Raw genomic sequence first — 26,438 nt, 5'->3', positions numbered from 1 at the left:
GAGCCGGCATGACCGAGAAGGCCCCGAAGCCGGAGCAGGCCGGCCCGGTCTGCCGCCGCCTGGCCGGCCGCACCGCCGTGATCACCGGCGCGGGCAGCGGCATCGGCCTGGCCGCCGCCCGCCGGCTCGCCGCGGAGGGCGCGAAGGTGGTCTGCGCCGACCTCGACGAGCCGACCGGCAAGGCGGCCGCCAAGGAGGTCGGCGGCCTCTTCGTGCACACCGACGTCACCGACCCGTACATGGTCGAGGCGCTCTTCGACGAGGCCTACGAGACGTACGGCAGCGTGGACGTCGCCTTCAACAACGCGGGCATCTCGCCGCCGGAGGACGACTCCATCCTGACCACCGGGCTGGACGCCTGGCGCAAGGTCCAGGAGGTCAACCTGACCTCCGTCTACCTCTGCTGCAAGGCGGCGCTGCCGTACATGCGGAGGCACGGGCGCGGCTCGATCATCAACACCGCCAGCTTCGTGGCCCGGATGGGCGCGGCCACCTCGCAGATCTCCTACACCGCCTCCAAGGGCGGGGTGCTGGCGATGTCGCGCGAGCTGGGCGTGCAGTTCGCCCGCGAGGGCATCCGGGTCAACGCGCTCTCGCCCGGGCCGGTGGACACCCCGCTGCTGCGGGAGCTCTTCGCGAAGGACCCGGAACGGGCGGCCCGCCGGCTGGTGCACGTCCCGCTCGGCCGCTTCGCCCGCCCGGAGGAGATCGCCGCCGCGGTCGCCTTCCTGGCCAGCGACGACTCCTCCTTCATCACGGCGAGCGAGTTCCTGGTCGACGGCGGTATCTCCGGGGCGTACGTCACACCGCTGTAGACCGCTCCCGGAGTTCTCACCGGAATCTCATCGAAAATGCCGGGAATTCGCGGTCACGCTGATATCGCGTTTATCCGGCTGCCTTTAGATTCTCTGTCGTGAGTGAGCAGATCCCCGCCGGGTGGTACCCGGACCCGAAGGACATCACCAGCGATCCGCGGCCGCAGCGCTGGTGGGACGGCACGGGCTGGACGGCCAGCACCCGGCCCGCACCCTCGGACGCCCCGCCGCCGGAGCCCCCGGCGGCGCAGGCTCCGGGGCCGGACGAGACCGCCGAGACCCGGGTGCTGGAGGGGGAGGTGCTGGGGAGCGGGCCGGGCGTCCGCTACCCCGAGCCGCCCCCCTTCGCCACCGCCTACGGCGCGCCCGTGCCGCCGGCGCCGAAGCGTCCGCGCAGGCCGTCCAAGCTGGTCCTCGCGACGGCCGTGGCCGCGCTGCTCGGGCTGGCCGCCGGCTCCGGCATCACCTACCTGGCGATGGACGACCACGGCGGGAAGCAGGCCTCGCACCGCACCGCGAGGCCGGCGCCGTACGACCAGGACGGCCCCTGGGGCGGCCTGCCCGACTTCAGCGGCCCCGACGGCAACGGCGGGAGCAACGGCGGCGGCAGCGGGGACGGCAAGGGCGGCGGGAACGGCAACGGCAACAACGGCAACGGCAACAACGGGAACGGCAAGGGGAACGGCAAGGGGAACGGCAAGGGCAGCGGCACCGCCGCCGACCTGGTGAACCGGGTCACCCTGCCCGTCCCCGCCGGCTGGGAGGGCGGCACCACTAAGGACGGCTACGCCGCTCTGAGCGTGGGCTCGTACACCTGCGAGGGCGGCGGCACCTGCTCGCTCGGCGGCGCCAACACCGGCCGGATCAGCGGGGGCGGCACCGACGTCCAGGCGGCGGCCAAGGCCGACATCGAGAAGGCGGCCAAGGACTCGTACAACGACCTCAACTCCCACGAGGAGCTGAAGTCGGAGGCGGTCAAGGTCGGCGGCAGGGACGGCTACCTGGTCCGCTGGAAGGTCGACGCGGCCAAGGGCAACGACGGCTACGTGGAGACCGTGGTCTTCCCGTCGGCCGACGGGAAGTCACTGGTCTCCGTCCACCTGGGCTTCGACATCGCCGACAAGGCACCGGACGTCGCCGTGATGGACACCATCGTCAAGGGCATCGCCGACTACACCGGCAAGGTGCCGGCCTTCCCGGGCGGCGGCGCCGGCCCGGACGACGGGAACGGCACCGGTACCACCTGACCGCGCTGCTCCGCTCACGCACGGCGGCCCACCCGGAACCTCCGGGTGGGCCGCCGTCGTGTCCGGCTCGCCGGCTCTCCGGTCCGCACCGTGTTCAGCCGGCACGGGGCGGACCGCCACGAGGGTGGGTCGCCGGCCCCGGACCGCACGGGGGTTGGCGGGCGGTCCGGGGCCGGCCTCCGGCGGTCAGGAGTCGCGTCGAACAGCCTCGAAGCGACGGCGCCGGAGCACCATGCCGGCCCAGCCGACGCCGATCGCCGCGGCCCCGGCGAGCAGCAGCGGGCCGGTGGCCGAGCCGCCGACGGCGGCGCTGGCGGTCGGAACGACGGCGCCGGCCGGCTCGTTGGCGTTGCCGCCGTGTCCGTGGTGGGCGACGGTGGACTTGGACTGGCCCGCGGCGATCTGCTCGTCGCTCGGCGCGGCCGGCGCCTGCGCGGCCAGGGCCTGGGCCGGCTGCCCGGCGGCTGCGGCGGCCTTGCCGAAGTCGACGTCGGAGCAGCTGTAGAAGGCCTCGGGGCTGTCGCTGCGCTGCCAGACCATGTAGAGCAGCTGGCGGCCGGTGCGCTGCGGCAGCGTGCCGCTGTAGCTGTAGTAGCCGTCCGCCGCGGTCCTGCTGGTCGGCACCACCGCGACCGGGGTCGGGTCGAGGTCGGACCACTTCAGGGGCTGGGTCGGGTCCCAGCTCTGCTTGGTGATGTAGACGGTCTGGGTGCCGAGGTGCGGCGCGGTGACGCGGAACTTGAGGTCGAGCCTGCCGGAACTCACGGGGGTGGCGGGCCAGTCGGCCCGCGGCAGGTCCAACGCCTTGTACTTGTCCCGGTTGGCCGAGCAGAGCTTGCCGTCCGGGATCAGCGCCTGGTGGTGGCCGTCCGCGTTGGCGATGTTGACCTCGTTCCAGTCGTACAGCGGCTGGGTGCCGCTCATCGCCACGAGGTCCTTGCAGATCTGGGACTTGGGGGTCTCCGGGCCTTCGGCGTAGCAGGCGGCGACCCGGCTGACCGGGCCGGTCATCGTGCCGTGGGCGCTTGCGGTGCCGGTGGCGGTGGCCGACACGGCGAGGACCGCGGCGCCTATCACGCCGACGGACAGGGCACTTCGCTTGATGGACATGGGGTGGGGACTCCTTGACCGTGTTCCGGGTCGACCGTGGGGGGATGGACACGTCTGCCCGGGGGCCGCCGACCCGGCGCGCGGGCCCCCGGCCAGAGCGTATGATTGGACTAGACCAACTGGCAATAGCCCGTTGTGGCGCACTTTTTGACGGACTGTAGCCGTATGTGCAGCACAAAGGCCCGACGGGAAGCCTGAGTTAGGCATCCCATCGGGCCTTCTTAAGGTTCGGGAAAGGGTGTGGGCAGGGGTCAGCCCTGTGGCCGGCCGTGCTGGTGGAGGGTCGCGTTCACCGTGTACCCCAGCATCACGTTGCCCTGTGTCCCGCCGCTGATCTCGTTGTGCACGGTGACCTGCGCCTGCGCGGGCAGCTGCGGCGTGAACTCGTCCAGGATCGACCGGAGTTCGGCCGCCGTCTCGGGATCTCGCAGCAGGCGGCGGAGCCGGCCGCGCAGTTCGGCGGTGCAGTCGGCGACCAGCTCGGCCTCGCCGTCGGCCCGCACCACCTCGACCCGGATCTCCTCCAGTTCGGCGGCGACCCCCTCGGCGTCCCGGCCCCGTCCGAACAGCGCCGCCAGGCGTGAACGGGCCTGCGTCCAGGCCTCGGTGGCCATCAGCCCCACCAGCGTGGTCGCCCCCGACGTCGCCAGCTGCACGATCTCGGCTTCCATGCCGCCTCCGTATGACCTCGTGGTGTACGCACCACGGTAGGGCACGGGCGGACGGCGGGTCAGAGGAACGTCTTCGCCTCGCCCCGGTAGGTCGGGACGGTCCGCACCACCGTGTCGCCCTCGATCAGGTGCAGTTCGGCGAAGCGCTCGCACAGCTCGCCCGCCTTGGCGTGCCGGAACCAGACCCGGTCGCCGATCAGCAGGTCGTCGGCGGCCGAACCGAGCAGCGGGGTCTGCACCTCGCCGGCGCCCTCCATCGGGTCGTAGCGCAGCCCCTGCGGCAGGTACGGGACCGGCGAGCGGTCCGGGCCGGCCACGCCGGAGGCCGGGTAGCCGCCGCCGAGCACCGTCACCACGCCGACGCCGGGCCGGCGCACCACGGGCTGGCCGAACAGGGCGGCCGGCCGGCCCCGGAACGCGCGGTAGTGGTCGAACAGCTGCGGCACGTACAGCCCGGAGCCGGCCGCCACCTCGGTGACCGCCCGCTCGGCGACGGTCGACTCGACGCTGCCGGTGCCGCCGCCGTTGACGAACTCCAGCTCGGCCACCCGCCGCAGCCGCCGGACCGTCTCGGCGCGTCGCTCGGCCAGCTCGGTCCGCGCCTTGGCCTGCAGCAGCCGGATCACCCGCGACCGCACCGGCTTGCCCGGCACGTCGTCCGCGACACCGGCGATGTGTCCCTCGTACGCCATCAGCCCGACCACCCGGAACCCCCGGCGGCGCTGGACCAGTTCGGCGAAGGCGCCCAGGGCCTCGGGTGTGCGCAGCGGCGAGCGCCGGGCGCCGACCCGCACCCGCCCGCCGAGCAGGTGCAGCGCGGTGTCCAGCTCCAGGCAGACCCGCACCTCGGCGGAGCCGCCCCGGGCCGCGTCGATCAGGTCCAGCTGGGCCGGGTCGTCCAGCAGCACGGTGATGGAGGCGGCCAGCTCCGGGTCGGCGGTCAGCCCGGCGAAGCCGGCCCGGTCGGCGGAGGGGTAGGCGAGCAGGATGTCGCGCAGTCCGGTGCGGGCCAGCCAGAGCGACTCGGCGAGGGTGTAGCTCATCACCCCGGCGAAGCCGTCCGTGGCCAGCACTCGCTCCAGCAGGGCCCGGCACCGCACCGACTTGCTGGCCACCCGGACCGGCTTGCCCGCCGCGCGGCGCACCAGGTCGGCGGCGTTGGCGTCGAAGGCCGCCAGGTCGACGACGGCCACCGGGCCGTCGAGGTGGGCGGTGGCCCGGTCGTACCGGGCGCGGTCGGCCGCCGGCGAGGGGGCGGGCACGGTACGGGCAGCAGCTTCGAGCGTGGCCATGGCCGCACCTTGTCACACCCCCACTACCGACGGGTAGGGGCGCGACGTACCCGATTGCCGGGGGCGGGTGGCGGGTGTGAGGTGGCATAGGGTCGGCCGGGTGGACCGCAAGAACATCCCGAACCCAGGATTCGCCGACGACGACGGCACCGCCGACCCCGCGCTCGCCGCGGCGCTCGCGCGCTGGTCGCAGGACCGCACGGCCGAACCGGAGGTGCTCGCGGCGCTGGCGCCGACCCGCCTGATGGTCCCGATCGTCGCCGTCCTCGGCGAGGTGGAGGTGGACGAGCACGGGCACAGGCACGAGAAGACCAGCGACATGGCCGTCCCGGTGGTGGAGGCCGCCGACGGCCGCCGCGCCCTGCCGGCCTTCACCTCGCTGGAGACGATGACCCGCTGGCGCGCCGACGCCCGCCCGGCGCCGGTCGCCGCGCCGCAGGCCGCGATGGTCGCCTTCTCGGAGCGGGCCGACACCCTGCTGGTCGACCCGGCCGGCCCGGTGACGTACCAGCTGTCCGGCGCCCGGCTGCGCGCGCTGGCCGAGAACCGGCCGTACCTGCCGCCGCTGGCCGACCCCGAGGTGCGGGAGGCCGTCCGGGCGCTGCTGGCGGCCGAGCCGCAGGTGGTGAGCGGCCTGCTGGCGCCGTACCAGGACGGCGACGGGCTGCTCGCGGTGGTGTTCGACCCGGCGCTGGACCAGGCGGGCGTGCAGGCGGCCGCGCAGCGGGTGGGGCGGGCCGTGGCCGCCGACCCGGTGCTGCGGGTCCGGCTCGACCGGGGCCTGAGCCTGGCGGTGCTGCCGGCCGGCGCGGAGCTGCCGGGCGAGCCGCTCCACCGGCGCTGAACGCGCAGGTGCCCCTCGGATCCGAGGGGCACCGCCGTGTCCGGGGGCTCAGGCGTAGACCGGCCCGGTGAACTTCTCGCCCGGGCCCGCGCCCGGCGCGTCCGGGACGAGGGAGGCCTCGCGGAACGCCAGCTGGAGCGACTTGAGGCCGTCGCGCAGCGGGGCGGCGTGGAAGTTGCTGATCTCGGGGGCGCCGGCGGTGACCAGCCCGGCCAGCGCGGTGATCAGCTTGCGCGCCTCGTCGAGGTCCTTGTCGGCCTCGCCGCCCTCGGCCAGGCCGCACTTCACGGCGGCGGCGCTCATCAGGTGCACCGCGACGGTGGTGATCACCTCGACGGCCGGGACCTCGGCGATGTCCCGGGTGAGGTCGTCGAAACCGATCGCCTCGTCGTCCGCGGCGGGGTTCTGGGTGGGCTCGCTGCTCAAGGGGGGCTCGTTCCGTCGTGCCGGTGTCCGTACAGAGGGAGCGTACAAGGGCTGGTGGGGAGGGGCGGAATAGCGTTGGACCCCCGCGCGCTGTATGCTTCGAGACTGACCGGCCAGGAGCCCTTGAGGGCGCCCGGCCAGCAAGTGGAGGCTCCACCCAGGAGGCCCGAGAGGGCAACCGCGAAAGTCTCCCACCTGGTCGACCTCACGGTCGACGGGTCCCGGTCCGCGTTCGGCGCCCAGGCGCCGAGTCGCCCGCAGCGTCCCTCACCGGACGCCGCCCCCGGTTGTGTGGAGCCCCGCTTGTACCGAGCGGGGCTTTTTTCGTGTCGCGGTGCATGCAGTGCCTACCAGCAAGTCAGGCAGCGCAGCACGAATGAAGCCCCGCCCAGTGGTCGAGTCCACTACGTGCGACCGCCGTCCGACGGCCGCATCGCAGAAGGTGCAACCGAGGAGGCCCCATCAGCACCGAGCCCCGCATCAACGACCGGATTCGCGTCCCCGAGGTGCGACTCGTCGGTCCCAGCGGCGAGCAGGTCGGCATCGTGCCGCTTGCCAAGGCGCTGGAGCTCGCGCAGGAGTACGACCTCGACCTGGTCGAGGTCGCGGCGACCGCCCGGCCGCCGGTGTGCAAGCTCATGGACTACGGCAAGTTCAAGTACGAGTCGGCCATGAAGGCCCGTGAGGCGCGCAAGAACCAGGCGCACACGGTCATCAAGGAGATGAAGCTCCGGCCGAAGATCGACCCGCACGACTATGACACCAAGAAGGGTCACGTCGTCCGGTTCCTCAAGCAGGGCGACAAGGTCAAGATCACGATCATGTTCCGCGGTCGTGAGCAGTCCCGCCCCGAGCTGGGCTTCCGACTGCTGCAGCGGCTGGCGAACGACGTCCAGGACCTGGGCTTCGTGGAGTCCTCGGCCAAGCAGGACGGCCGAAACATGATCATGGTTCTCGGCCCGCACAAGAAGAAGACCGAGGCGATGGCCGAGGCCCGCGCGCTCGCCGACGCCCGCAAGGCCGAGCGTCAGGGCCGGACCACCGGTCCCGACGACGCCGCGGTCGACGACGACGCAGCGCTTGAGGCCGAGAACGCCGCGGCCGAGGCGGAGGCCGACGAGGCCGACGTCGAGGACGCCGCCGAGGTCGAGCAGCCGGCCGAGGCCTCCCAGGACGCCTGAGCCTTCACGGCCAGGGCGGCCCGGGAGACCGGCCACCAAGGGTGACGGGGCGTCCCGCCCGGTCACCGCAGATCCATCCTTCACGCCCGCGCGGCCAACACCGCGCGGGCGTGGACGGACCGACGAGGAGATACGGCGAAATGCCGAAGCAGAAGACGCACAGTGGCGCCAGCAAGCGCTTCAAGATCAGTGGCTCTGGCAAGGTGCTGCGCGAGCGCGCCGGCCGCCGCCACCTCCTGGAGCACAAGCCCTCGACGCTGACCCGCAAGCTGGCCGGGACCGTCGTGCTGGCCCCCGCTGACGCCAAGAAGATCAAGAAGCTTCTCGGCAAGTGATCGCCCTCCCGCCCGGTGTGAGCCGTGAGCGGGGCAGCTGATCCTTCCCGACCCATTCGAATGACGGACCGCGTGAAGTAGTCCGTGGTCCAACCCAAGGAGTAATCAAGTGGCACGCGTCAAGCGGGCAGTCAACGCCCACAAGAAGCGCCGGGTCATCCTGGAGCGCGCCAGCGGCTACCGTGGCCAGCGCTCGCGCCTGTACCGCAAGGCCAAGGAGCAGGTCACCCACTCGCTGGTCTACAACTTCAACGACCGCAAGAAGCGCAAGGGCGACTTCCGTCAGCTGTGGATCCAGCGCATCAACGCTGCGGCCCGTGCCAACGGCATCACCTACAACCGCTTCGTGCAGGGCCTGAAGGCCGCCAGCGTCGAGATCGACCGCAAGATGCTGGCCGACCTCGCGGTGAACGACCCGGGCGCCTTCGCGGCGCTGGTCGACGTCGCGCAGAAGGCGCTGCCGGCCGACGTGAACGCCCCGAAGGCCGCCGCCGACGCCGCCTGATCCTCCTGGATCGGCAGTCGCACCGACCGGACCCGCAGGCACCCCTGCGGGTCCGGTTTTGCGTTCTCCGTGCCCGCCGTCGTTCTGCCCTCCCCGTCGTTAACTCCCCGGGACCCCTGGTCCCCGCACGCCACCGGCTCCCCGCCACAGAGACGAGACCATGCCGAGCACCGACACCCCCCTGCTCACCTCCCTGCGCTCGCCGCGCGTCGTCGCCGCCCGCCGGCTCGCCAAGCGGAACCAGCGCACCAAGGAGCGCCGCTTCCTCGCCGAGGGCCCGCAGGCCGTCCGCGAGGCCGTCGCGTTCGGGAAGCTGCCGGGCACGGGCGAGCACGCCGTGGTCGAGGTGTACGTCACCCCGGAGGCCGCCGAGCGGCACGCCGGCATCGTCGAGGCCGCCCTGGCCGAGGGCGTCCCGGTGCTCACCGCCACCGACGAGGTCATCGCGGACATCTGCGACACCGTGACCCCGCAGGGCATCGTGGCGCTCTGCCGCTTCATCGACACCCCGTTCGCCGAGGTGCTCAAGGCCCGCCCGAAGCTGGTCGCGGTGCTCGCCCACGTCCGTGACCCCGGCAACGCCGGCACCGTACTGCGCACCGCCGACGCGGCCGGCGCGGACGCCGTGGTGCTCACCGACGCCTCGGTCGACCTGTACAACCCGAAGGCCGTCCGGGCCTCCGTCGGCAGCCTGTTCCACCTCCCGGTCGCCGTCGGCGTGCCGGTCGAGGAGGCGGTCGGCAGGCTGCGGGAGGCCGGCGTGCGGGTGCTCGCCGCCGACGGCGCGGGGGAGCGCGACCTCGACCAGGAGCTGGACGAGGGCACCCTGGGCGCGCCCGGCGCATGGGTGTTCGGCAACGAGGCCTGGGGGCTCCCGGAGGAGACCCGCGCACTCACCGACGAGGTGGTGCGCGTACCGATCCACGGACACGCCGAGAGCCTCAACCTGGCCACGGCCGCCGCCGTCTGCCTCTATGCGTCCGCGCGGGCGCAGCGCTCGCCCGGAGGGTGTCGCGCACAGGGCCAGGAGCGCTAGGGTCTGCCTCGGTGGGGGGAAAGACACGGTGGGTAATCGGGGAGGACACCCATGGTCGGCAGCGGGCCAGAGCTCGATCCGGACGACCTGCCGGACGGCCTGGTGGTCGCCGACGCGCTGGGCCGGGTGGTCTGCTTCAACCGGGCCGCCGCCCGGCTGACCGGCATCCGCCCGGAGGACGCGCTCGGCAGCGCGCTGGAGGACGTCCTCCCGCTGGAGGACCTCGACGGCCGCCGCTGGTGGCAGCTGACCGACCCGTACGGCGGCCTGGCCGTCCGCACCAGCCAGCCGGAGCGCAACCTGCTGCTGCCCGGCGGCCGTGAGGTGCTGGTCTCCGCCCGGTACGTGCGGCAGGGCCCGCAGGGGCCCCTCCAGCGGCTGGTGATCGCCCTGCGCGGCACCGAGGCCCGCCGCCGCACCGAGCGCAGCCACGCCGAGCTGATCGCCACCGTCGCGCACGAGCTGCGCTCACCGCTCACCAGCGTCAAGGGGTTCACCGCGACCCTGCTCGCCAAGTGGGAGCGGTTCACCGACGGGCAGAAGCGGCTGATGCTGGAGACCGTGGACGCGGACGCCGACCGGGTCACCCGGCTGATCGCCGAGCTGCTGGACATCTCCCGGATCGACGCCGGCCGGCTGGAGCTGCGCAAGCAGGTCGTCGACCTGGCGGCGGCGGTGCGCCGGCACGTGGAGCGCAAGGTCGCCACCGGAATCCCCGAGGACCGCTTCGACATCCGGATCAGCGAGTCGCTCACCGTGCTCTGGGCCGACCCGGACAAGGTCGACCAGGTGCTGGCCAACCTGCTGGAAAATGCGGTGCGTCACGGCGAGGGAACTGTCACGATCGAGGTGGCACCGGCCAAGGAGGTCGTCGAGGCACCCGTCTGGGAGCGCTCCGGCACCCCGCCCCGCACCGTGGAAGGCACCGCAGTCACCGTGAGCGACGAAGGAAGCGGCATCCCCGAGGAGTCGATGCCGCGCGTCTTCACCCGCTTCTGGCGCGGCTCCAAGCGCGGCGGCACCGGCCTGGGCCTCTACATCGTCAAGGGCATCGTGGAGGCCCACGGCGGCTCGATCCGCGTCGACCGCGCGCCCGGCGGCGGCGCCCGGTTCCGATTTATCCTGCCCGCCGGGGTGCCCGACTTCATGATGTGAAGCGGACCCCGGGCGGGCTTCACGACGGTCGCGCTACGCGCTGCGACTACACTCGACCTTTGGCGTTGCGCAACGCCCTGCGCGGCCGTGCCGCGGACAACCTCCCCGAGAACCGAGGCGGGGGCTGCCCGTGCCCCGGCCACGCCGGGCGACGCGCTGGGCCCCTCCTGCCCGTTGGCGGGCAAGGAGGGAGCGAGCCCCCCTTTACCTGAGCACGGACGAGCAGGAGCACGGGAAAGATAGAGATGTCGGCACCCAACAAGTCGTACGACCCGGTCGAGGTCGAGGCCCTCAAGCCCGAGGTGGTGGAGCAGGCCCGGGACGAGGCCGTCCAGGCCTTCGCCGCCGCCACCTCCCTCGACGAGCTGAAGCAGGCCAAGGTCGCCCACACCGGCGACCGCTCCGCGCTCTCCCTCGCCAACCGCGAGATCGGCGCCCTGCCCCCGCACGCCAAGGCCGCCGCCGGCAAGCTGATCGGGCAGGCCCGCGGCGCCGTCAACCAGGCCCTCGCCAAGCGCCAGGCCGAGCTGGAGGCGGAGCGCGACGCCCGCGTCCTGGTCGAGGAGGCGGTGGACGTCACACTGCCCTACGACCGCGCGCCGCGCGGCGCCCGGCACCCGCTGACGACGCTGGCCGAGCGCATCGAGGACACCTTCGTCGCGATGGGCTACGAGATCGCCGAGGGTCCCGAGGTCGAGGCCGAGTGGCTCAACTTCGACGCCCTCAACCTGGGCCCGGACCACCCGGCCCGCTCGATGCAGGACACCTTCTTCGTCCAGGCCCCGGACGGCTCCGCCGACTCCGGCGTCGTGCTGCGCACCCAGACCTCGCCGGTCCAGGCCCGCACCATGCTCGACCGCGAGCCCCCCGTCTACGTCGTCTGCCCCGGACGGGTCTACCGGACCGACGAGCTGGACGCCACCCACACCCCGGTCTTCCGGCAGGTCGAGGGTCTGGCCGTGGACGAGGGCATCACCTTCGCCGACCTCAAGGGCACCATCGAGCAGCTGGTCTCCAAGCTGATCGGCGACGGCCTGGAGCTGCGCTGGCGCCCCTCGTACTTCCCGTTCACCGAGCCGAGCGCCGAGATCGACCTGCAGTGCTTCGTCTGCCGCGGCGAGTCCGTCGGCAACCCGGACAAGCCCTGCCGGACCTGCTCCTCGGAGGGCTGGATCGAGCTCGGCGGCTGCGGCGTCGTCAACCCGCGGGTGCTGGTCGCCTGCGGCGTCGACCCGAACCGCTACAGCGGGTTCGCCTTCGGCCTGGGCCTGGAGCGGATCCTGATGAACCGTCACAACGTCGCCGACATGCGCGACATGGTCGAGGGTGACGTGCGCTTCACCCTCCCGTTCGGGATGGAGATCTGATGCGCGTCCCGCTTTCCTGGCTGCGCGAGTACGTCGACCTGCCGGCCGGCGAGACCGGCCGTGACGTCGCGGAGCGCCTCGTCCGGGCCGGCCTGGAGGTCGAGACCGTCGAGCAGATCGGCGCCGACCTCAAGGGCCCGCTGGTCGTCGGCCAGGTGCTCTCCATCGAGGAGCTGACCGGCTTCAAGAAGCCGATCCGGCACTGCTTCGTCAACGTCGGCGACGCCAACGGCACCGGCGAGCCGCAGGAGATCGTCTGCGGCGCGACCAACTTCGCGGTCGGCGACAAGGTCGTCGTGGTGCTCCCGGGCGCCGTGCTGCCCGGCCCGTTCCCGATCGCCGCCCGGCAGACCTACGGCCACACCTCGGCCGGCATGATCTGCTCCGCCCGCGAGCTGGGCATGGGCGACGACCACAACGGCATCATCGTGCTCCCGCCCGAGTACGAGCCCGGCACCGACGCGATCGAGCTGCTCCAGCTCGTCGACGAGGTGCTGGACATCGCCGTCACCCCGGACCGCGGCTACTGCCTGTCGATGCGCGGCGTGGCCCGTGAGGCCGCCGCCGCGTACGGGCTGCCGCTGGCCGACCCGGCGCTGCTCGACGTGCCGCCGGCCAACTCCTACGGCTACCTGGTCAAGGTCGCCGACCCGGCCGGCTGCGACCGTTTCGTGGCCCGCACGGTGGTCGGCCTCGACCCGGCCGCCAAGTCGCCGATCTGGCTCCAGCGCCGCCTGCAGAAGTCCGGCATCCGCCCGATCTCGCTGGCCGTGGACATCACCAACTACGTGATGCTGGAGGTCGGCCAGCCGCTGCACGCCTACGACAAGCAGCGCGTCGACGGCCCGATCCTGGTCCGCCGGGCGGAGGAGGGCGAGACCCTCACCACCCTCGACGGCGTCGAGCGCAAGCTCTCCGCCGAGGACCTGCTGATCTGCGACAACAGCGGCCCGATCGGCCTGGCCGGTGTCATGGGCGGCGCCTCCACCGAGATCCTCGACCCGGCCGCCGGCCCGGGCACCACCGAGGTGATCATCGAGGCCGCGCACTTCGACGCGGTCGCCATCGCCCGCGGCGCCAAGCGGCACAAGCTGCCGTCCGAGGCGTCCAAGCGCTTCGAGCGCGGCGTTGACCCGGAGGCCGCCCGCGCCGCCGCGCAGCGCGCCGTCGACCTGCTGGTGCTGATCGCCGGCGGCACCGCCGAGGCGGGCGTCACCGACATCGCCGCCCCGCACCCGGTGCGCACCATCACCATCGCCGCCGACCTGCCCGACCGGGTGGCCGGCACCGCGTACGGCCGCGAGAGCGTCACCCGGCGCCTGCAGGAGATCGGCTGCTCCGTCTCGGGCGCCGACGTCCTGGAGGTCACCCCGCCGACCTGGCGCCCCGACCTCACCGACCCGTACGACCTCGCCGAGGAGGTCATCCGCCTGGAGGGGTACGACAACGTGCCCGCCCGGATGCCCACCGTGCCGCCGGGCAAGGGCCTGACCGAGGCCCAGCGGACGCACCGCCGGGTCGGCGTCGCGCTCGCCGCCGCCGGCTACGTCGAGGTGAACAACTACCCGTTCGTCGGCGAGGCCGCCTTCGAGGCGCTCGGCCTGGAGCGGGACGACCGGCGCCGCCGCACGGTGAAGCTGGTCAACCCGCTCAACGACGAGGAGCCGGCGCTGCGCACCACGCTGCTGCCGGGCCTGCTCGGGGCGCTGCGCCGCAACATCGGCCGCGGCAACACCGACCTGGCGGTCTTCGAGACGGGCACCGTCTTCCTGCCGAAGGACGAGCTGTCCGTCGCGCCGCGCCCGGCCGTCGACCGCCGTCCGAGCGACGAGGAGCTGGCCGCGCTGGACGCGGCGCTGCCGCACCAGCCGCGCCGCGTCGCCGTCGCCCTCGCGGGCGAGCGGCTGCCGTCCGGCTGGTGGGGCAAGGGCGCCCAGGCGGGCTGGGCGGACGCCGTCGAGGCGGGCCGCACGGTGGCCCGCGCCGCCGGCATCGAGCTGACCGTGCGCCAGGGCCAGCTGCTGCCCTGGCACCCGGGCCGCTGCGCCGAGCTGGTCGTGGCCGGCACCGACCGGGTGGTCGGCCACGCCGGTGAGCTGCACCCGCGCGTGGTCAAGGCGCTCGGCCTGCCGGAGCGCACCGCGGCGATGGAGCTCGACCTGGACCTGCTGACCGAGGACGGCGCCGGGCGGGTCTCGGGCCCGGTGGTCTCCGGCTTCCCGGTGGCCACCCAGGACGTCGCGCTGATCGTGGACACCGCCGTCCCGGCCGCCCAGGTCGAGGCCGCGCTGCGCACCGGCGCCGGCGACCTGCTGGAGGCCATCCGGCTGTTCGACGTGTTCACCGGTGAGCAGGTCGGCGAGGGCAAGAAGTCGCTGGCGTACGCGCTGCGCTTCCGCGCCACCGACCGCACGCTGACCGCGGACGAGGCCACCGCCGCCCGCGAGGCGGCCGTCGCCGAGGCCGTCGCCCGGACGGGTGCGGTGCTGCGCGGCGCCTGACGCGTAGTGCCCGAGGGCCCTGCCGGATCCTGGATCCGGCAGGGCCCTTTGCCATGTCTTGGGTTGACGGAGCGTCGGATCCTTCCTTAACTCATTAACTATGGAAGTAGATAAACCAGAACCGGGGGACCAGCCCTCCCCGATCGAGTTCCGCCTGGACCCGGCCTCCGGCGTCCCGACCTACCTGCAACTGGTGCAGCAGGTCGAACAGGCGCTGCGGATGGGCTGGCTGGCCGAGGGCGACCGGCTGCCCCGGGTCCGCGAGGCGGTGGCGGGGCTGGCGATCAACCCCAACACCGTGCTCAAGGCGTACCGCGAGCTGGAACACCGGGGGCTCGCCGCCGGCCGGCGCGGCCAGGGCACCTTCGTCCGCGGGCTGCCCGCCGGCGTCGTGCCGCTGCGCGAACGGGCCGCGCTGCGACGGGGGCTGCTCGACTGGCTGCGCACCGCGCGGGCGGCCGGGCTGGACGAGGAGGGGATGGCCGCGGTGTTCGAGGACGCCCTGCGCGACCTGCGCAGCGGTGACAACGGGGGGAACGGGAACGACGGGGTGGTGGCGTGATGGCGTCGGACACGGTGATCGACTGCGGCGGGCTGGGCAAGCGCTACCGCCGCTCCTGGGCCCTGCGGGACTGCCATCTCGCCGTCCCGGCCGGGCACGTGGTCGCCCTGGTCGGCCCGAACGGCGCCGGCAAGACGACCCTGCTCAACCTGGCCGCCGGCCTGACCGCCCCCACCGAGGGCGCCCTGAGCGTGCTCGGCGGCGAACTCCCCGGCTCGCCCGGCGCGTTGGACCGGATCGGCTTCGTCGCCCAGAACGCCGCGCTCTACCCGGGCCTGGCCGTCCGCGACCTGCTGCGGATGGGCCGCGGCCTCAACCGCCGCTGGGACGACGCCCGCGCCCGTACCCACCTGGACGGCCTCGGCATCCCGCTCGACCGCCGCTACGGGCGGCTCTCCGGCGGCCAGCAGGCCCAGGTCTCGCTCGCCCTCGCCCTGGCCAAGCGGCCCGAACTGCTGCTCCTGGACGAGCCCCTGGCCGCCCTCGACCCGCTCGCCCGGCACGACTTCATGGCCGTCCTGCTGACCGCCGTCGCCGACGACGGCCTCTCGGTGCTGTTCTCCTCGCACGCCATCGCCGAACTGGAGCAGAGCTGCGACTACCTGGTGGTGCTCGGCGGCGGCCGGGTCCAGGTCGCCGGGGAGGTGGACGAGCTGGTGGGCGGCCACCGGATGCTCACCGGCCCCACCGCCGAGGCCGACGGGGTCGCCGCGACGGTGCCGGTGGTACGCGACCGCCGGGCCGGCGCGCAGTCCCACCTGCTGGTCCGCACCGGCGGCGTCGACGCCCCGGTGGCCGGCGGCTGGCGCCAACAGCGCGTCGGCCTGGAGGAGTTGGTCCTCGCCTACCTGCGCGAGCCGGCCGCCTCCGCCCTGCCCGGCCCGCGCGGGGCCGTCCGTACGAACGAGAGGGTCCTGCAGTCGTGAGCACGATCACCGCCGTCGCCGCCGTCACCACCGGCCTTCCCCGGGGCGGTGTCCTGTCCGCGGCCTGGCTGCGCCACCGCACCGCGCTGCTCACCGTGCTCGGGGTGCTCGCCGTCGGCGTCGTGCTGCTGCTGGCCGACGGCTGGTTCCTGCGCGCGGCGTTCGACCGGTCCGGGGCGGCGGGCTGCGACCGGAGCACCCAGTCGTGCAACGAGCTGTGGAAGGTCTTCCTGCGCGAGTACGGCACCCGGCTGACGGTCGGTGCCAACCTCCTCTACTTCCTCGGCGGCTCGGTCGGCGCGTTCGTCGGCGGGCCGTTGCTGGCGCGGGAGTTCGAGCACGGCACCTACCGCTACGCCTGGACCCAGGGGGCCGGGCGCGCCCGCTGGACGGCGACCGGGCTGGCCCTCGCGGGCGTGGTCTCGGCGGCGGGGGCGGCGCTGCTGGGCCTGGCGTTCGACTGGTGGAGCGCGCCGCTGGCCGAGGAGACGGGCCGGTTCTCCCCGTTGCTGTTCGTGGGCGCGCCGCTCGCCCTGGCCGGCCGGGTGGTGCTGGTCCTCGCGGTCTCGGCGCTCGCGGGCGCGGTGCTGCGGCGCACGGTGGTCGCGGTCGGGATCGGCGTCGGCGCCTCGGTCGCGACCACCCTGGTCGCCCAGTCCGCGCGGTTCCACTACCGGACGCCGCTGGAGGACACCGTCCACACCCTGGTGCAGCCCGCCGTCGACCACCGCTGGGCGGCGAGTACGTGGTTCACCGAGCCGTCGGGGGACCGGATCCCCATGCGCGACTTCTACAACCTCGGCAACGGCTTCTACGACGGGGAGAAGCTGATGCGCGACGGCGGCTACGCCGTCCACGAGATCTACCAGCCGGACGACCGCTACTGGGCGTTCCAGCTGATCGAGTGCGGATGGATGACGGCGCTGGCGGTGGCGGTCTGCGCCGCCGCGGTCTGGTGGGTGCGGCGCCGGGCGCTCTGACGTGGGGCGGCGTGACGTGGGGCGCTCTGACGGCGGGCGGTCCGACGTCGTGCGCTCTGACCTCGGGGTTTGAAGAGTTTCCGTCAAAGCCCTTGCGGCCCCGGGTCCGTGAACGCTATTTCTTAGTTAGGAAAGTTTCCTAATGCCCTTGCGGCGGGTACCCCCTGCCCGCCCCCACGGACACGGAGCGTCAGATGCACCGTCAGCACCGCACCGTACGCATAGCCCTCGCCGCCCTGCTGGTGGCCGCGCCCGCCACCGTCGCGGCCGCCGGCGCCGCCCACGCGGCGGCCCCGGCCGCGGCCGTCGTCCAGGCCAAGGCCGCCGGCCTGGACGACCCGCACAAGAAGGACATCGCGATGCAGCTGGTGTCCAGCGCCGAGAACTCCTCGCTGGACTGGAAGTCGCAGTACAAGTACATCGAGGACATCAAGGACGGCCGCGGCTACACCGCCGGCATCATCGGATTCTGTTCCGGCACCGGCGACATGCTCGACCTGGTCGAGCACTACACCTCCCTCAAGCCCGGCAACGTCCTCGCCAAGTACCTCCCGGCGCTGCGCAAGGTCAACGGCACCGAGTCGCACGCCGGCCTCGGCTCCGCCTTCGAGCGCGACTGGGCCACCGCCGCCAAGGACACCGTCTTCCAGCAGGCCCAGAACGACGAGCGCGACCGCGTCTACTTCAACCCCGCCGTCAACCAGGCCAAGTCCGACGGCCTGCGCGCACTCGGCCAGTTCATGTACTACGACGCCATCGTCATGCACGGCCCCGGCACCGACTCGACCAGCTTCGGCGGCATCCGCAAGACCGCGATGAAGAAGGCCAAGACCCCCGCCCAGGGCGGCGACGAGGCCACCTACCTCAAGGCCTTCCTGGACGCCCGCCGCGCCGCGATGAAGACCGAGGAGGCGCACTCCGACACCAGCCGCGTCGACACCGAGCAGCTGGTCTTCCTCAACGCCAAGAACTTCGACCTGAACCCGCCGCTCAAGTGGAAGGTCTACGGCGACAGTTACAGCATCAACAGCTGACGCCCGAGCATGCCGCAGGGGCGGGGAGGCCCGAGCCTCCCCGCCCCTGCGGCGCGCCGGTCAGGCGCCGGCGGTGTAGTCGTAGAAGCCGCGGCCGGACTTGCGGCCCAGCAGGCCCGCGTCGACCATCCGGGACAGCAGCGGGGGAGCCGCGTACAGGGGCTCCTTGTACTCGTCGTACATCGACTCGGCGATCGAGACGATCGTGTCCAGGCCGATCAGGTCGCACAGCCGCAGCGGGCCCATCGGGTGGGCGCAGCCGGCCTCCATGCCCTTGTCGATGTCGGAGGCGGTCGCCACGCCCGACTCGAACATCCGCACCGCGGAGAGCAGGTACGGCACCAGCAGCGCGTTCACCACGAAGCCGGCCCGGTCACGGGCGCGGATCGGCTCCTTGGCGAGCACCTGGGTGGCGAAGGTCTCCACCCGCTCGGTGGTCGCGGCCGAGGTGGTCAGGGTGGGGATCACCTCGACCAGCTTCTGCACCGGCGCCGGGTTGAAGAAGTGCAAGCCGATCACCTGCTCCGGGCGCGAGGTCGCGGCGGCCAGCTTCACGATCGGGATCGACGAGGTGTTGGAGGCGAGGATGGCGTCCCGGCGCTCGACCACCTGGTCCAGCGTCTGGAAGATCTGGACCTTGATGTCCTCGCGCTCGGCGACCGCCTCGACCACCAGGTCACGGTCGGCGAAGTCGGCGAGGTCGGTGGTGAAGGCCAGCCGGGCCAGCGCGTCATCGCGCTGCTCGGTGGTCAGCTTGCCCCGCTTGACGGCCGTCTCCAGGGAGTTGGTCAGCCGGGTACGGCCGAACTCCAGGGCCTCCCCGCTCGCCTCCGACACCAGGACGTCCAGCCCCGCCCGGGCGAACACCTCCGCGATGCCCGACCCCATCAGGCCGCAGCCGATCACTCCGACGCGCGCGATGTCACTCACTCAGTTGCCCTTCGGTTGTGCCGGGGGTGCGGCCCCGGCGACAGGTGGCCCAGCAAACTGCTGTTCAGCGGGAGGGCGCACCGGAATGCGTGCACCAGTGCACCGCCCCGACGACGTTACTACTCCGTACCGGCGAGTAGGTCATCCCCTCCCCGGCTGGGCCGGCCTGCCGGGCGGCTGCGCCGGACGGGTGACCCGGCGGACGGAACCCGTGCGCCCGGGGCCGGGCACACCCGGGAGCCGGACAGAATGCGGGACGGCCGCGGCGGGCGAAGGCTGGTGTCAGGGGGACCGGTGGCAGGCGAAGGGAGTCGGGGATGGCAACGGGATCACTCACAGGACAGGTCGCCCTCGTCACCGGAGCCGGCCGGGGCATCGGCCGCGAGATCGCCGTCGGCCTCGCCGCCGAGGGCATGGCCGTCGGCCTGGTCGGCCGCACGCACGAGACCCTCACCGACACCCTCAAGGAGTGCGCCCGGCACGGCGCCCGCGGCGTCGCCGTCACCGCGGACGTCACCCGGCCCGGCTCGGTCCGCGAGGCCGTCCGGGTCGTCGAGCGCGACCTCGGCCCGATCGACCTGCTGGTCAACAACGCCGGCCAGGTCGACCGGGCCGAGGTCCCGCTCTGGGAGACCGACTCCAACCAGTGGTGGCAGGTGATCGAGACCAACCTGCGCGGCCCCTACAACCTGCTGCGCTGCGTCCTGCCCGGCATGGTCGAACGCCGCCGGGGCCGGGTCGTCAACCTCAACTCCGGCTTCGCGCTGCGCCCCGACGGCCACTACACCGCGTACGCCACGTCCAAGGGCGCGCTGCTCCAGCTCTCCGACAACATGGCCGACTCGCTCGCCGAGCACCAGGTGGTGGTGCTCGACATCAGCCCCGGCGCGGTCGCCACCGACATGACCGCCGGCATGCCGATGTTCCAGTCCATGAAGACCTGGGGCTCCATCCCGTACATGGTCGCGGTCACCGTGGACGCCGCCCGCGGCCGCTTCGACGCCCTGCACGGCCGCTTCATCCACGCCGGGCGGGACAACCTGGAGGAACTGGTCAGCCGCGCCGAGGAGATCCGCGCTTCCGACGCCCGCACCCTGCGGCTGCGCACGTACGGGCCCGATGACCCGATGGGCTGAGCCTCCCCGGGCGCCCGCCGCGCAGGTCAGAAGACCTGGAGCTCCAGCAGGGCCGCCAGTTCCTCCGCGGTGAGCGAGCCCGGCCGGCGCCCGGTGCGGGCGAACGCGTTGGCGAGCCGTTGCAGCGCCTCGTTGAGCGGGGTCGGCACCCCGTGCAGCCGGCCAAGCAGCACGATCTCGCCGTTGAGGTGGTCCGCCTCGATCGAGCCGGTGCCGCGCGCCAGGCTCTGCCAGGACGAGCTGCCACCGCGCTCGGCCCCCGGAACCGGCTCCAGCTCCAGCAGCTCCCCGACCAGCCGGGCCTGCTCGGCAGGGTCGTGGTGCGCGATGCCGGCGGCGGCCAGCACGGCCGCGCCCTCCGCCATCACCCGCTGCTGGAGGCCGCTGAGCGGTTCGCCCTCGCGCGAGCCGGCCACCGCGTCCAGCGCGTTGCCGGCATTGCCGAGCAGCTTGGCGTACTTCCAGCGCATCACCTCGGGGTCGACCGGCGCGCTGAAGCAGGACTTCGCCAGGTCGGCGGCGATGGCCGCGGCCCGCTCGCCGCCGTCGCCGCGGGGGTACCCGCCGAGGCGCAGCACCCCGCTCAGCGGCGTCCCGGCGGCGGTGACCACACCCGGCTCCAGGTGGCCGGACGGCAGCCAGACGCACATCGCCAGCACCTGCCGGAAGAGCCGCAGCGCGAGCCGCTCGTTCTCCACGCCGTTCTGCGCGCAGACCAACGGCAGCCGTTCGCCCGCCGTGCCGCCGCCGGCCACCGGGTGCGGCGCCCACGCGGCCAGCGCGGCGGGGGTGTCCTGGGTCTTGACGGCGAGCAGCAGCACGTCGTCCGGGCGCAGTTCGACGTCCCCGGGCCCGGCCGCGACCGGGATCCGCAGGGTGCGGAAGCCCTCCGGCGTCCCGAACCGCAGCCCGTCCTCGCGCAGTGCCGCCAGATGGGCGCCGCGCGCCACCAGGACCACGTCGTGTCCGCCCTCGTGCAGCCGGGCACCGATCGTGCCGCCCACCGCACCCGCCCCGATGATGATGTAGCGCATGCCCGCAGCATCGCACGGGCCGCCGCGTGGCTGGGGGGCGTCGCGTGGGTGCGGGGCGTCAGGCGCAGAGCTGGCTGGCGGTGACCGGCTTCAGCCCGGCCTTGGCGAGTCCGTCCAGGATGCCCGGCAGCGCGTCCACCGTGCACTGGTGGCCCATGTGCAGGGCGACCACCGAGCCGCCCTTGACCGAGCCGAGCACCCGGCGCTGCAGCTCGGCGGCGCTCGGGTCGTTGTAGTCGCGCGGGTCGACGTCGAAGGAGAGCACGTGCTCGTAGCCGACCGCCCGGGCCTGCTCGCGGACCATCGGAGTGGCGTACTGGGCGGCGGACGGGCGGAACCAGCGGCCGATCGAGCCGGTGAGCCGCTGGAGCCGCTCCGCGCACTGGGCGATCTCGGCCCGCGCCTGGTCGGGGGTCATGGCGGAGATGTTCTGGTGGTTCTGGGTGTGGTTGCCCAGCTCGTGGCCGCCGTCCAGGACGCGCCGGGCCATCTGCGGCTGCTGGTCGAGCCAGCTGCCGACGGCCATCACGGTCAGCTTGGCGCCGCGCTGCTCGGCGATCTCCAGCAGGGCGGTGGCCAGCTTCGGGTCGCCGCTGCCGTGGAAGGTCAGGGCGACGTTCTTGCCCGTGCGCGGCCCGTAGGCGACCTCGGCCGGGGTACCGGGGGCGAGCGGCGGCAGCACCGGCGGGGCCGGCGGCGCGCTGGCCGCCGCCGGGGCCGCCGCCGGGTCGGGGGAGGGCGTGGCGGTGGCGCTTGCGGCCGGGGCGGGGGAGGCCGGGCCCTCGCCGCCCGCCCAGGCCGGGTCCACGGCGGCCGGGTCCTCGCCGCCCGGGTGGACGGTCCCGGGGTGGACGGCGAGCGCCCCCGGGTCGGCCCGGCGCGGGCCGGTGCTGCCGCAGGCGGTGAGCAGCGCACTTCCGGCGGCGAGGGCGGCCAGTCGGGCGGCGGCGCGCAGGACGGTGCGGCGGTCGGCGGTCATCCGGTTGGCAGTCATCGGCAGCCAGCATAGGGACGGCACATCGCCGGGGCGATTCGACGCCGCACCCGAACCGCCGTCGACGTGCGCGCACACCACCCGCAGGGGCCTGCGGAAACCTGAACTCACGCTGTTTCCACGGCGAGTCGTCGGATACGATCACGGCGCACGGCGTGGTGGTACACGCACCGCGGCGGGCAGGCATTCCGGCAGTCAGGCATAGGGGGCGGAACACGATGGACGAGGACACCGCTGCGGCGACGACCGGCACGGGCGTCGGCACCGACTGGGACTGGGCACGGGCCGACGACTGGCAGCCGCCGACCGAGCTGGACACGGGCATTCCGCACACCGCCCGGATGTACGACTACTACCTCGGCGGCAAGGACAACTTCGAGGCCGACCGCAAGGCCGCCGAGGCCGCCATCGCCGCCTACCCGGCGCTGCCGCTGCTGGCCCGCACCAACCGCGAATTCCTCGGCCGCGCCGTCGAGTTCGCGGCCGGCCAGGGCATCCGCCAGTTCCTCGACATCGGCACCGGCATCCCCGCCGTCGGCTCCACCAGCGAGGTCGCCCAGAGGTTCGCCCCCGACGCCCGCGTGGTGTACGTCGACAACGACCCGATCGTCGCCACCCACGCCCGCGCCCTGCTGGCGAACCACCCGGCCGGCCCCACCTCGGTGATCGAGGCCGACCTGCGCGAACCCGCCACGATCCTCGACCACCCCGGCCTGCACGCCGCCGTCGACCTCGGCGAGCCGGTGGCCCTGATGCTCGTCGCCGTCCTGCACTTCATCCGCGACGAGGACGGCGCCGAGGCGATCGTCCGCACCCTGCGCGACGTGCTCGCCCCCGGCAGCATGCTGATCCTGTCGCACGGCAGCCCCGACTTCGCCTCCCGGGAGAGCGCCGCCGAGGGCGCCCGGATATACAAGAGCGCCAGCGCCCCGCTGGTGCTGCGCCCGCGCGCCGGCGTCGAACCGTTCTTCGGGGACTTCGAGTTCGCCGGCCCCGGCCTCGTCCAGCTCCCGCTCTGGCGCCCCGAGGCCGGGCACGTCCCGACCGGCGAGCTGCCGGAGGGCTGGCAGGACGTCTCGGCGTACGCGGGTGTCGCGTTCAAGCGCTGAGCGGTACCGCGTCGCGTCGTGGGCCGTCGAGCCGTGCGCCGTTGGGTCGGGCGTCGTCGGCCGTACGCCCGGTGAGTCGTACGGCTGTTGGGCCGTGCGCCTGGTGAGCGTGCGTCTCCTGTCCGTGGGCCGGCCCCGGCGCCTCCCCTCCAGGCGCCGGGGCCGACTCGCGTCCCCATCCACCCGGACACTAACTCCCCCCACTGACAATCCGTCAGTCGACAAGTCTTCACCCGCCCGGGTTACCCTGCGCCCGTGACCGACATCCCGCCGCTGCCCGCGGCCGCCGCCCGCCTGCTGGAGGCCGTCGGCGCGCCACCCCGGCTGGCAGCCCACCTCGGCCTGGTCCACGAGGTCGCGGAGACCCTCGCCGACTGGTGCGCCGCCGCCTGCCCCGGTCTCGCGCTGGACCGTGAGGCAGTGCTGTTCGGCGCCGCCACCCACGACATCGGCAAGGCCGTCCACCGTGAGGAGCTCTCCGGGCCCGGCTGCGCCCACGAACCCGCCGGGTACGAGCTGCTGCTCGCCCACGGCGTTCCCGAGCGGCTGGCCCGCTTCGCCCGCACCCACGCACGCTGGGGCGAGCAGGGCACCACCGTCGAGGACCTGCTGGTGAGCCTGGCCGACAAGGCGTGGAAGAACAGCCGGGTGCGGGACCTGGAGGACCGGGTGGTCGACCGGCTCGCGACCGCCGGCCGCCGTGAGCCCTGGGAGGTCTTCCTGGAGCTGGACGACCTGCTCGCCCGGATCGGCGAGGACGCCCCGCGCCGGCTCGCCCTCCAGGCCGCCCGTCCGGTCCGGTAGCGGGGGCGCTGCGGCGGACAGTGACGTGGCACCCCCGCGCGGACCGGCGTCGGATTCCGCGACATGAACCCCTGGGCGAGATCCGAGGGTCCTTCGTCGGCTGCTCCGAGAGCCTGCCCGTCGGCTCGATCTGCGTCGTGGCCTGGCCGAACTCCCCCGGGAGCAGCCGGACTTCCCCGGCCGGCAGCCGGCGCCCGGCCGGCGGGTCCACGACCGGGTGCCCGCTACCGCCGCCGCAGGTCGTCCAGCTCGCGCCGGTCCCGCTTGGTGGGCCGCCCGGCGCCCCGGTCCCGCTCGCCGGCCGCCGCGAGGTGCTCGCGAGGCGGCCGCGGCGGGCTGTTGTCCACCAGGCACTCGGCCGCGACACCCGCCCCGACCCGCTTGCGGACCAGCTTCGTCACCACGACGACCCGCTCGTACCCCTCCTGGCGCACCCGGACCTCGTCCCCGGGCTTCAACGCCTGCGCGGGCTTGGCCCGCTCCCCGTTCACCTTCACGTGCCCGGCCCGGCACGCGGCCGCCGCCAGCGCCCGCGTCTTGGTGAGCCGCACGGACCAGATCCAGCTGTCCACCCGGACGCTTCCCTCGTCTTCGACCATCCTCCGAGCCTACCGAGCCGTTCCGGAGCCACCGAGCCCCGGACCTACCGGGCCCACTGCCGACGAAGCCGCCCGCCGGCCGCACACCAGCGCCGGCGTGCGGCCGCGTCGTGCCGGCCGCCCGCGGCCCGGGCTAGGCGGGCGGTGACTCCTGGACCGCCCAGCCGTTGCCGTCCGGATCGCTGAAGAAGACGAACGAGTTCCACTCCCCGCCGTGCCCGTCCACCCGGGCGCCGGCCTCGAAGTGCTGGACCGGGCTCACCTCCACCCCGCGCGCGACCAGCTGGCCGTGCGCCCGGTCGATGTCCGTCACCACCAGCTGGAGTCCCTTCAGGGAGCCCGGCGGCGCGTCCGTCACGCCGGTGCCCAGCACGATCGAGCAGCCCGAGCCCGGCGGCGTCAGCTGGACCACCCGCACGCCGTCCCGGATCCGGGTGTCGTGGTCGACGGTGAAGCCGGCCTGCTCCTCGTAGAAGACCTTGGCCCGGTCCACGTCGGACACCGGGACCACCACCACTTCGAGCTTCCAGTCCATGCCCAAGTCCCCTTCCGGTCAGACCCTTCCGGTCGGGCCCCTCCAGTATCGGCTGCCCGGGCGGCCCGCGCCCGGCGGTCGGCTAGCCTGAGACCACGATGAACCGCCTCAGCACGCCTGCCGCCGCCACCCCCTTCACCACCCCGTGGGGTACCTTCGACCTCACCCGCTACCCGGAGGACCCGCGCGAGCGGCTGCGCGCCTGGGACGCCGCCGACGAGTACCTGCTGCGCCACCTCGCCGGCGAGGCCGACAGCGCGCAGGGCGGGGCCACCGAGCTCACCGGCCGCACCGTCGTCCTCCTCGGCGACCGCTGGGGCGCCCTGACGACGGCGCTCGCCGCCCACGCCCCGGTCCAGATCAGCGACTCGCACCTCGGCCGGCAGGCCACCCTGGCCAACCTCGCCCGGGCCGGTGCCGCCCCCGGTGCCGCCCGGCTGCTCACCACCCGCGACACCCCGCCCGGGCGCATCGACGTCCTGCTGGTCCGCGTCCCGAAGAGCCTCGCGCTGCTGGAGGACCAGCTGCACCGCCTGGCCCCGGCCGTCCACCCCGGCACGGTGGTGGTCGGCACCGGCATGGTCACCGAGATCCACACCTCCACGCTCCAGCTCTTCGAGCGCATCCTCGGCCCGACCCGCACCTCGCTGGCCGTCCGCAAGGCCCGGCTGGTCTTCTGCACCCCCGACCCGGCGCTCGACCCCGGGCCCAACCCGTGGCCGCACTCCTACGCGCTGCCCGGCGACATCGGCCCGGCGGCCGGCCGCACCGTGGTCAACCACGCCGGCACCTTCTGCGCCGAGCGGCTCGACATCGGCACCCGCTTCTTCCTCGGCCACCTCCCCGCCGCCGCCCCCGGCGCCCGGGTCGTCGACCTCGGCTGCGGCAACGGCGTGGTCGGCACCGCCGCGGCGCTGGCGAGCCCCGGCGCCGAACTGGTCTTCGTGGACGAGTCGCACCAGGCCGTGGCCTCGGCCGAGGCCACGTTCCGAACCAACCTCGGCCCGGACGCACCCGCCGCGTTCCTCACCGCCGACGCCCTCGCCACCGAGGCCGTCCCGCCCGGCTCGGTCGACCTCGTCCTCAACAACCCGCCGTTCCACTCGCACCAGGCCACGACCGACGCCACCGCCTGGCGCATGTTCACCGGCGCCCGCCGCGCCCTGCGCCCCGGCGGCGAACTCTGGGTCGTCGGCAACCGCCATCTCGGCTACCACGTCAAGCTCCGCCGGCTCTTCGGCAACTGCGAACTCGTCGCCGGCAACCCCAAGTTCGTCGTCCTGCGAGCCGTCAAGCGCTGAGCGCCGACC

At 73.7% G+C, this 26,438-nt stretch carries 27 protein-coding genes; 18 read left to right on the top strand and 9 right to left on the bottom strand.

Annotated elements, in window-relative coordinates:
• Positions 1-8 precede the first annotated feature (8 nt).
• Complete coding sequence (locus ACZ5WK_RS02820) at positions 9-815, top strand: 3-oxoacyl-ACP reductase (protein ID WP_465544221.1); 807 nt, start codon at positions 9-11, stop codon at positions 813-815.
• 98 nt (positions 816-913) lie between these two features.
• A complete protein-coding gene (locus ACZ5WK_RS02815; protein ID WP_465544219.1) occupies positions 914-2,062 on the top strand; it encodes a DUF2510 domain-containing protein in 1,149 nt (382 codons plus the stop codon).
• A gap of 186 nt (positions 2,063-2,248) precedes the next feature.
• Here ACZ5WK_RS02815 and ACZ5WK_RS02810 read toward each other — a convergent pair whose 3' ends face one another.
• From ACZ5WK_RS02810 to ACZ5WK_RS02800, 3 genes are all read right to left on the bottom strand, one after another.
• A complete protein-coding gene (locus ACZ5WK_RS02810) occupies positions 2,249-3,172 on the bottom strand; it encodes a lytic polysaccharide monooxygenase auxiliary activity family 9 protein (RefSeq protein WP_465544217.1) in 924 nt (307 codons plus the stop codon).
• Positions 3,173-3,423: 251 nt separating this feature from the next.
• On the bottom strand, positions 3,424-3,843 hold the full coding sequence (locus ACZ5WK_RS02805; protein WP_465544215.1) for a hypothetical protein: 420 nt from the start codon (positions 3,841-3,843) through the stop codon (positions 3,424-3,426).
• A 59-nt stretch (positions 3,844-3,902) separates the two neighbouring features.
• Positions 3,903-5,135: an amino acid deaminase/aldolase gene (locus ACZ5WK_RS02800; RefSeq protein WP_465544213.1), complete on the bottom strand. Its 1,233-nt coding sequence runs from the start codon at positions 5,133-5,135 to the stop codon at positions 3,903-3,905.
• 100 nt (positions 5,136-5,235) lie between these two features.
• Here ACZ5WK_RS02800 and ACZ5WK_RS02795 point away from each other — a divergent pair, with 100 nt between their 5' ends.
• Entirely contained in the window at positions 5,236-5,979 is a 744-nt protein-coding gene (locus tag ACZ5WK_RS02795) for an SseB family protein (protein WP_465544211.1), read from the top strand.
• 48 nt (positions 5,980-6,027) lie between these two features.
• Here the strand turns inward: ACZ5WK_RS02795 and ACZ5WK_RS02790 are convergent, their stop codons facing one another.
• Positions 6,028-6,405 (bottom strand): DUF1844 domain-containing protein, encoded by a 378-nt coding sequence (locus tag ACZ5WK_RS02790; protein WP_209415201.1) that lies wholly within the window; start codon positions 6,403-6,405, stop codon positions 6,028-6,030.
• Positions 6,406-6,866: 461 nt separating this feature from the next.
• Between ACZ5WK_RS02790 and infC the strand changes: the two genes are divergently transcribed.
• The 11 genes from infC to ACZ5WK_RS02735 all read left to right on the top strand — a co-directional run bounded on the left by infC (position 6,867) and on the right by ACZ5WK_RS02735 (position 17,987).
• Complete coding sequence (infC, locus tag ACZ5WK_RS02785; RefSeq protein WP_396321819.1) at positions 6,867-7,586, top strand: translation initiation factor IF-3; 720 nt, start codon at positions 6,867-6,869, stop codon at positions 7,584-7,586.
• Positions 7,587-7,726: 140 nt separating this feature from the next.
• A complete protein-coding gene (gene rpmI / locus ACZ5WK_RS02780) occupies positions 7,727-7,921 on the top strand; it encodes a 50S ribosomal protein L35 (protein WP_148647646.1) in 195 nt (64 codons plus the stop codon).
• 109 nt (positions 7,922-8,030) lie between these two features.
• Entirely contained in the window at positions 8,031-8,426 is a 396-nt protein-coding gene (gene rplT, locus ACZ5WK_RS02775) for a 50S ribosomal protein L20 (RefSeq protein WP_465544208.1), read from the top strand.
• Positions 8,427-8,586: 160 nt separating this feature from the next.
• Entirely contained in the window at positions 8,587-9,462 is an 876-nt protein-coding gene (locus ACZ5WK_RS02770; protein WP_465544206.1) for a TrmH family RNA methyltransferase, read from the top strand.
• 51 nt (positions 9,463-9,513) lie between these two features.
• Positions 9,514-10,617 carry a sensor histidine kinase gene (locus ACZ5WK_RS02765; RefSeq protein WP_465544204.1) on the top strand — a complete coding sequence of 368 codons (1,104 nt, stop codon included), beginning with the start codon at positions 9,514-9,516 and terminating at the stop codon, positions 10,615-10,617.
• Positions 10,618-10,862: 245 nt separating this feature from the next.
• Positions 10,863-11,984 (top strand): phenylalanine--tRNA ligase subunit alpha, encoded by a 1,122-nt coding sequence (pheS, locus tag ACZ5WK_RS02760; RefSeq protein ID WP_465544202.1) that lies wholly within the window; start codon positions 10,863-10,865, stop codon positions 11,982-11,984.
• Positions 11,984-14,485 carry a phenylalanine--tRNA ligase subunit beta gene (gene pheT, locus ACZ5WK_RS02755; protein WP_465544200.1) on the top strand — a complete coding sequence of 834 codons (2,502 nt, stop codon included), beginning with the start codon at positions 11,984-11,986 and terminating at the stop codon, positions 14,483-14,485. The genes pheS and pheT overlap by 1 nt, the downstream gene beginning before the upstream one ends.
• Positions 14,486-14,585: 100 nt before the next feature.
• Positions 14,586-15,047 (top strand): GntR family transcriptional regulator, encoded by a 462-nt coding sequence (locus ACZ5WK_RS02750; RefSeq protein WP_465544198.1) that lies wholly within the window; start codon positions 14,586-14,588, stop codon positions 15,045-15,047.
• Complete coding sequence (locus tag ACZ5WK_RS02745; protein ID WP_465544196.1) at positions 15,047-15,973, top strand: ATP-binding cassette domain-containing protein; 927 nt, start codon at positions 15,047-15,049, stop codon at positions 15,971-15,973. Before ACZ5WK_RS02750 ends, ACZ5WK_RS02745 begins: the two co-directional genes overlap by 1 nt.
• A complete protein-coding gene (locus tag ACZ5WK_RS02740; RefSeq protein WP_465544195.1) occupies positions 15,970-16,953 on the top strand; it encodes a hypothetical protein in 984 nt (327 codons plus the stop codon). The genes ACZ5WK_RS02745 and ACZ5WK_RS02740 overlap by 4 nt, the downstream gene beginning before the upstream one ends.
• A 194-nt stretch (positions 16,954-17,147) precedes the next feature.
• Positions 17,148-17,987, top strand: coding sequence for a chitosanase (locus tag ACZ5WK_RS02735; RefSeq protein ID WP_465544193.1), 840 nt, complete (start codon positions 17,148-17,150; stop codon positions 17,985-17,987).
• Between the two features lie 60 nt (positions 17,988-18,047).
• Here ACZ5WK_RS02735 and ACZ5WK_RS02730 read toward each other — a convergent pair whose 3' ends face one another.
• Positions 18,048-18,917 (bottom strand): 3-hydroxybutyryl-CoA dehydrogenase, encoded by an 870-nt coding sequence (locus tag ACZ5WK_RS02730; protein WP_396321737.1) that lies wholly within the window; start codon positions 18,915-18,917, stop codon positions 18,048-18,050.
• Positions 18,918-19,234: 317 nt separating this feature from the next.
• Here ACZ5WK_RS02730 and ACZ5WK_RS02725 point away from each other — a divergent pair, with 317 nt between their 5' ends.
• Entirely contained in the window at positions 19,235-20,053 is an 819-nt protein-coding gene (locus ACZ5WK_RS02725) for an SDR family NAD(P)-dependent oxidoreductase (protein ID WP_465544191.1), read from the top strand.
• A 26-nt stretch (positions 20,054-20,079) separates the two neighbouring features.
• On the opposite strand, the gene ACZ5WK_RS02720 is transcribed toward ACZ5WK_RS02725, so the two are convergent.
• Both ACZ5WK_RS02720 and ACZ5WK_RS02715 read right to left on the bottom strand, forming a co-directional pair.
• Positions 20,080-21,087, bottom strand: a complete 1,008-nt coding sequence (locus ACZ5WK_RS02720; RefSeq protein WP_465544189.1) for a ketopantoate reductase family protein — start codon at positions 21,085-21,087, stop codon at positions 20,080-20,082.
• Between the two features lie 58 nt (positions 21,088-21,145).
• A complete protein-coding gene (locus ACZ5WK_RS02715) occupies positions 21,146-22,081 on the bottom strand; it encodes a polysaccharide deacetylase family protein (protein WP_465544187.1) in 936 nt (311 codons plus the stop codon).
• Between the two features lie 218 nt (positions 22,082-22,299).
• Here ACZ5WK_RS02715 and ACZ5WK_RS02710 point away from each other — a divergent pair, with 218 nt between their 5' ends.
• Entirely contained in the window at positions 22,300-23,190 is an 891-nt protein-coding gene (locus ACZ5WK_RS02710; protein WP_465544186.1) for an SAM-dependent methyltransferase, read from the top strand.
• Between the two features lie 255 nt (positions 23,191-23,445).
• Complete coding sequence (locus ACZ5WK_RS02705) at positions 23,446-23,994, top strand: HD domain-containing protein (RefSeq protein WP_465544184.1); 549 nt, start codon at positions 23,446-23,448, stop codon at positions 23,992-23,994.
• Between the two features lie 224 nt (positions 23,995-24,218).
• Here the strand turns inward: ACZ5WK_RS02705 and ACZ5WK_RS02700 are convergent, their stop codons facing one another.
• Together ACZ5WK_RS02700 and ACZ5WK_RS02695 are read right to left on the bottom strand one after the other, a co-directional pair.
• Positions 24,219-24,593, bottom strand: coding sequence for an RNA-binding S4 domain-containing protein (locus ACZ5WK_RS02700; RefSeq protein WP_396321731.1), 375 nt, complete (start codon positions 24,591-24,593; stop codon positions 24,219-24,221).
• 133 nt (positions 24,594-24,726) lie between these two features.
• The gene (locus ACZ5WK_RS02695; RefSeq protein ID WP_396321730.1) at positions 24,727-25,128 is read right to left on the bottom strand and encodes a VOC family protein; all 402 of its coding nucleotides are present in this window, start codon (positions 25,126-25,128) and stop codon (positions 24,727-24,729) included.
• A 98-nt stretch (positions 25,129-25,226) separates the two neighbouring features.
• Between ACZ5WK_RS02695 and ACZ5WK_RS02690 the strand changes: the two genes are divergently transcribed.
• Positions 25,227-26,429 carry a methyltransferase gene (locus ACZ5WK_RS02690; protein ID WP_465544182.1) on the top strand — a complete coding sequence of 401 codons (1,203 nt, stop codon included), beginning with the start codon at positions 25,227-25,229 and terminating at the stop codon, positions 26,427-26,429.
• Positions 26,430-26,438: the final 9 nt, after the last annotated feature.

The sequence above is a fragment of the Kitasatospora sp. NPDC032757 genome (assembly GCF_055579305.1).
The sequence above is the reverse complement of the archived record's forward strand: the minus strand, read 5'-3'. Positions and strand labels throughout refer to the sequence as shown.

Coding starts and splice junctions, on each gene's coding strand:
- ACZ5WK_RS02820 (WP_465544221.1), top strand. CDS start 9: ATGACCGAGAAGGCCCCGAAGCCGGAGCAGGCCGGCCCGGTCTGCCGC.
- ACZ5WK_RS02810 (WP_465544217.1), bottom strand. CDS start 3,172: ATGTCCATCAAGCGAAGTGCCCTGTCCGTCGGCGTGATAGGCGCCGCG.
- ACZ5WK_RS02805 (WP_465544215.1), bottom strand. CDS start 3,843: ATGGAAGCCGAGATCGTGCAGCTGGCGACGTCGGGGGCGACCACGCTG.
- ACZ5WK_RS02800 (WP_465544213.1), bottom strand. CDS start 5,135: ATGGCCACGCTCGAAGCTGCTGCCCGTACCGTGCCCGCCCCCTCGCCG.
- rpmI (WP_148647646.1), top strand. CDS start 7,727: ATGCCGAAGCAGAAGACGCACAGTGGCGCCAGCAAGCGCTTCAAGATC.
- ACZ5WK_RS02770 (WP_465544206.1), top strand. CDS start 8,587: ATGCCGAGCACCGACACCCCCCTGCTCACCTCCCTGCGCTCGCCGCGC.
- ACZ5WK_RS02765 (WP_465544204.1), top strand. CDS start 9,514: ATGGTCGGCAGCGGGCCAGAGCTCGATCCGGACGACCTGCCGGACGGC.
- pheS (WP_465544202.1), top strand. CDS start 10,863: ATGTCGGCACCCAACAAGTCGTACGACCCGGTCGAGGTCGAGGCCCTC.
- pheT (WP_465544200.1), top strand. CDS start 11,984: ATGCGCGTCCCGCTTTCCTGGCTGCGCGAGTACGTCGACCTGCCGGCC.
- ACZ5WK_RS02750 (WP_465544198.1), top strand. CDS start 14,586: ATGGAAGTAGATAAACCAGAACCGGGGGACCAGCCCTCCCCGATCGAG.
- ACZ5WK_RS02745 (WP_465544196.1), top strand. CDS start 15,047: ATGGCGTCGGACACGGTGATCGACTGCGGCGGGCTGGGCAAGCGCTAC.
- ACZ5WK_RS02735 (WP_465544193.1), top strand. CDS start 17,148: ATGCACCGTCAGCACCGCACCGTACGCATAGCCCTCGCCGCCCTGCTG.
- ACZ5WK_RS02725 (WP_465544191.1), top strand. CDS start 19,235: ATGGCAACGGGATCACTCACAGGACAGGTCGCCCTCGTCACCGGAGCC.
- ACZ5WK_RS02720 (WP_465544189.1), bottom strand. CDS start 21,087: ATGCGCTACATCATCATCGGGGCGGGTGCGGTGGGCGGCACGATCGGT.
- ACZ5WK_RS02715 (WP_465544187.1), bottom strand. CDS start 22,081: ATGACTGCCAACCGGATGACCGCCGACCGCCGCACCGTCCTGCGCGCC.
- ACZ5WK_RS02710 (WP_465544186.1), top strand. CDS start 22,300: ATGGACGAGGACACCGCTGCGGCGACGACCGGCACGGGCGTCGGCACC.
- ACZ5WK_RS02700 (WP_396321731.1), bottom strand. CDS start 24,593: ATGGTCGAAGACGAGGGAAGCGTCCGGGTGGACAGCTGGATCTGGTCC.
- ACZ5WK_RS02695 (WP_396321730.1), bottom strand. CDS start 25,128: ATGGACTGGAAGCTCGAAGTGGTGGTGGTCCCGGTGTCCGACGTGGAC.
- ACZ5WK_RS02690 (WP_465544182.1), top strand. CDS start 25,227: ATGAACCGCCTCAGCACGCCTGCCGCCGCCACCCCCTTCACCACCCCG.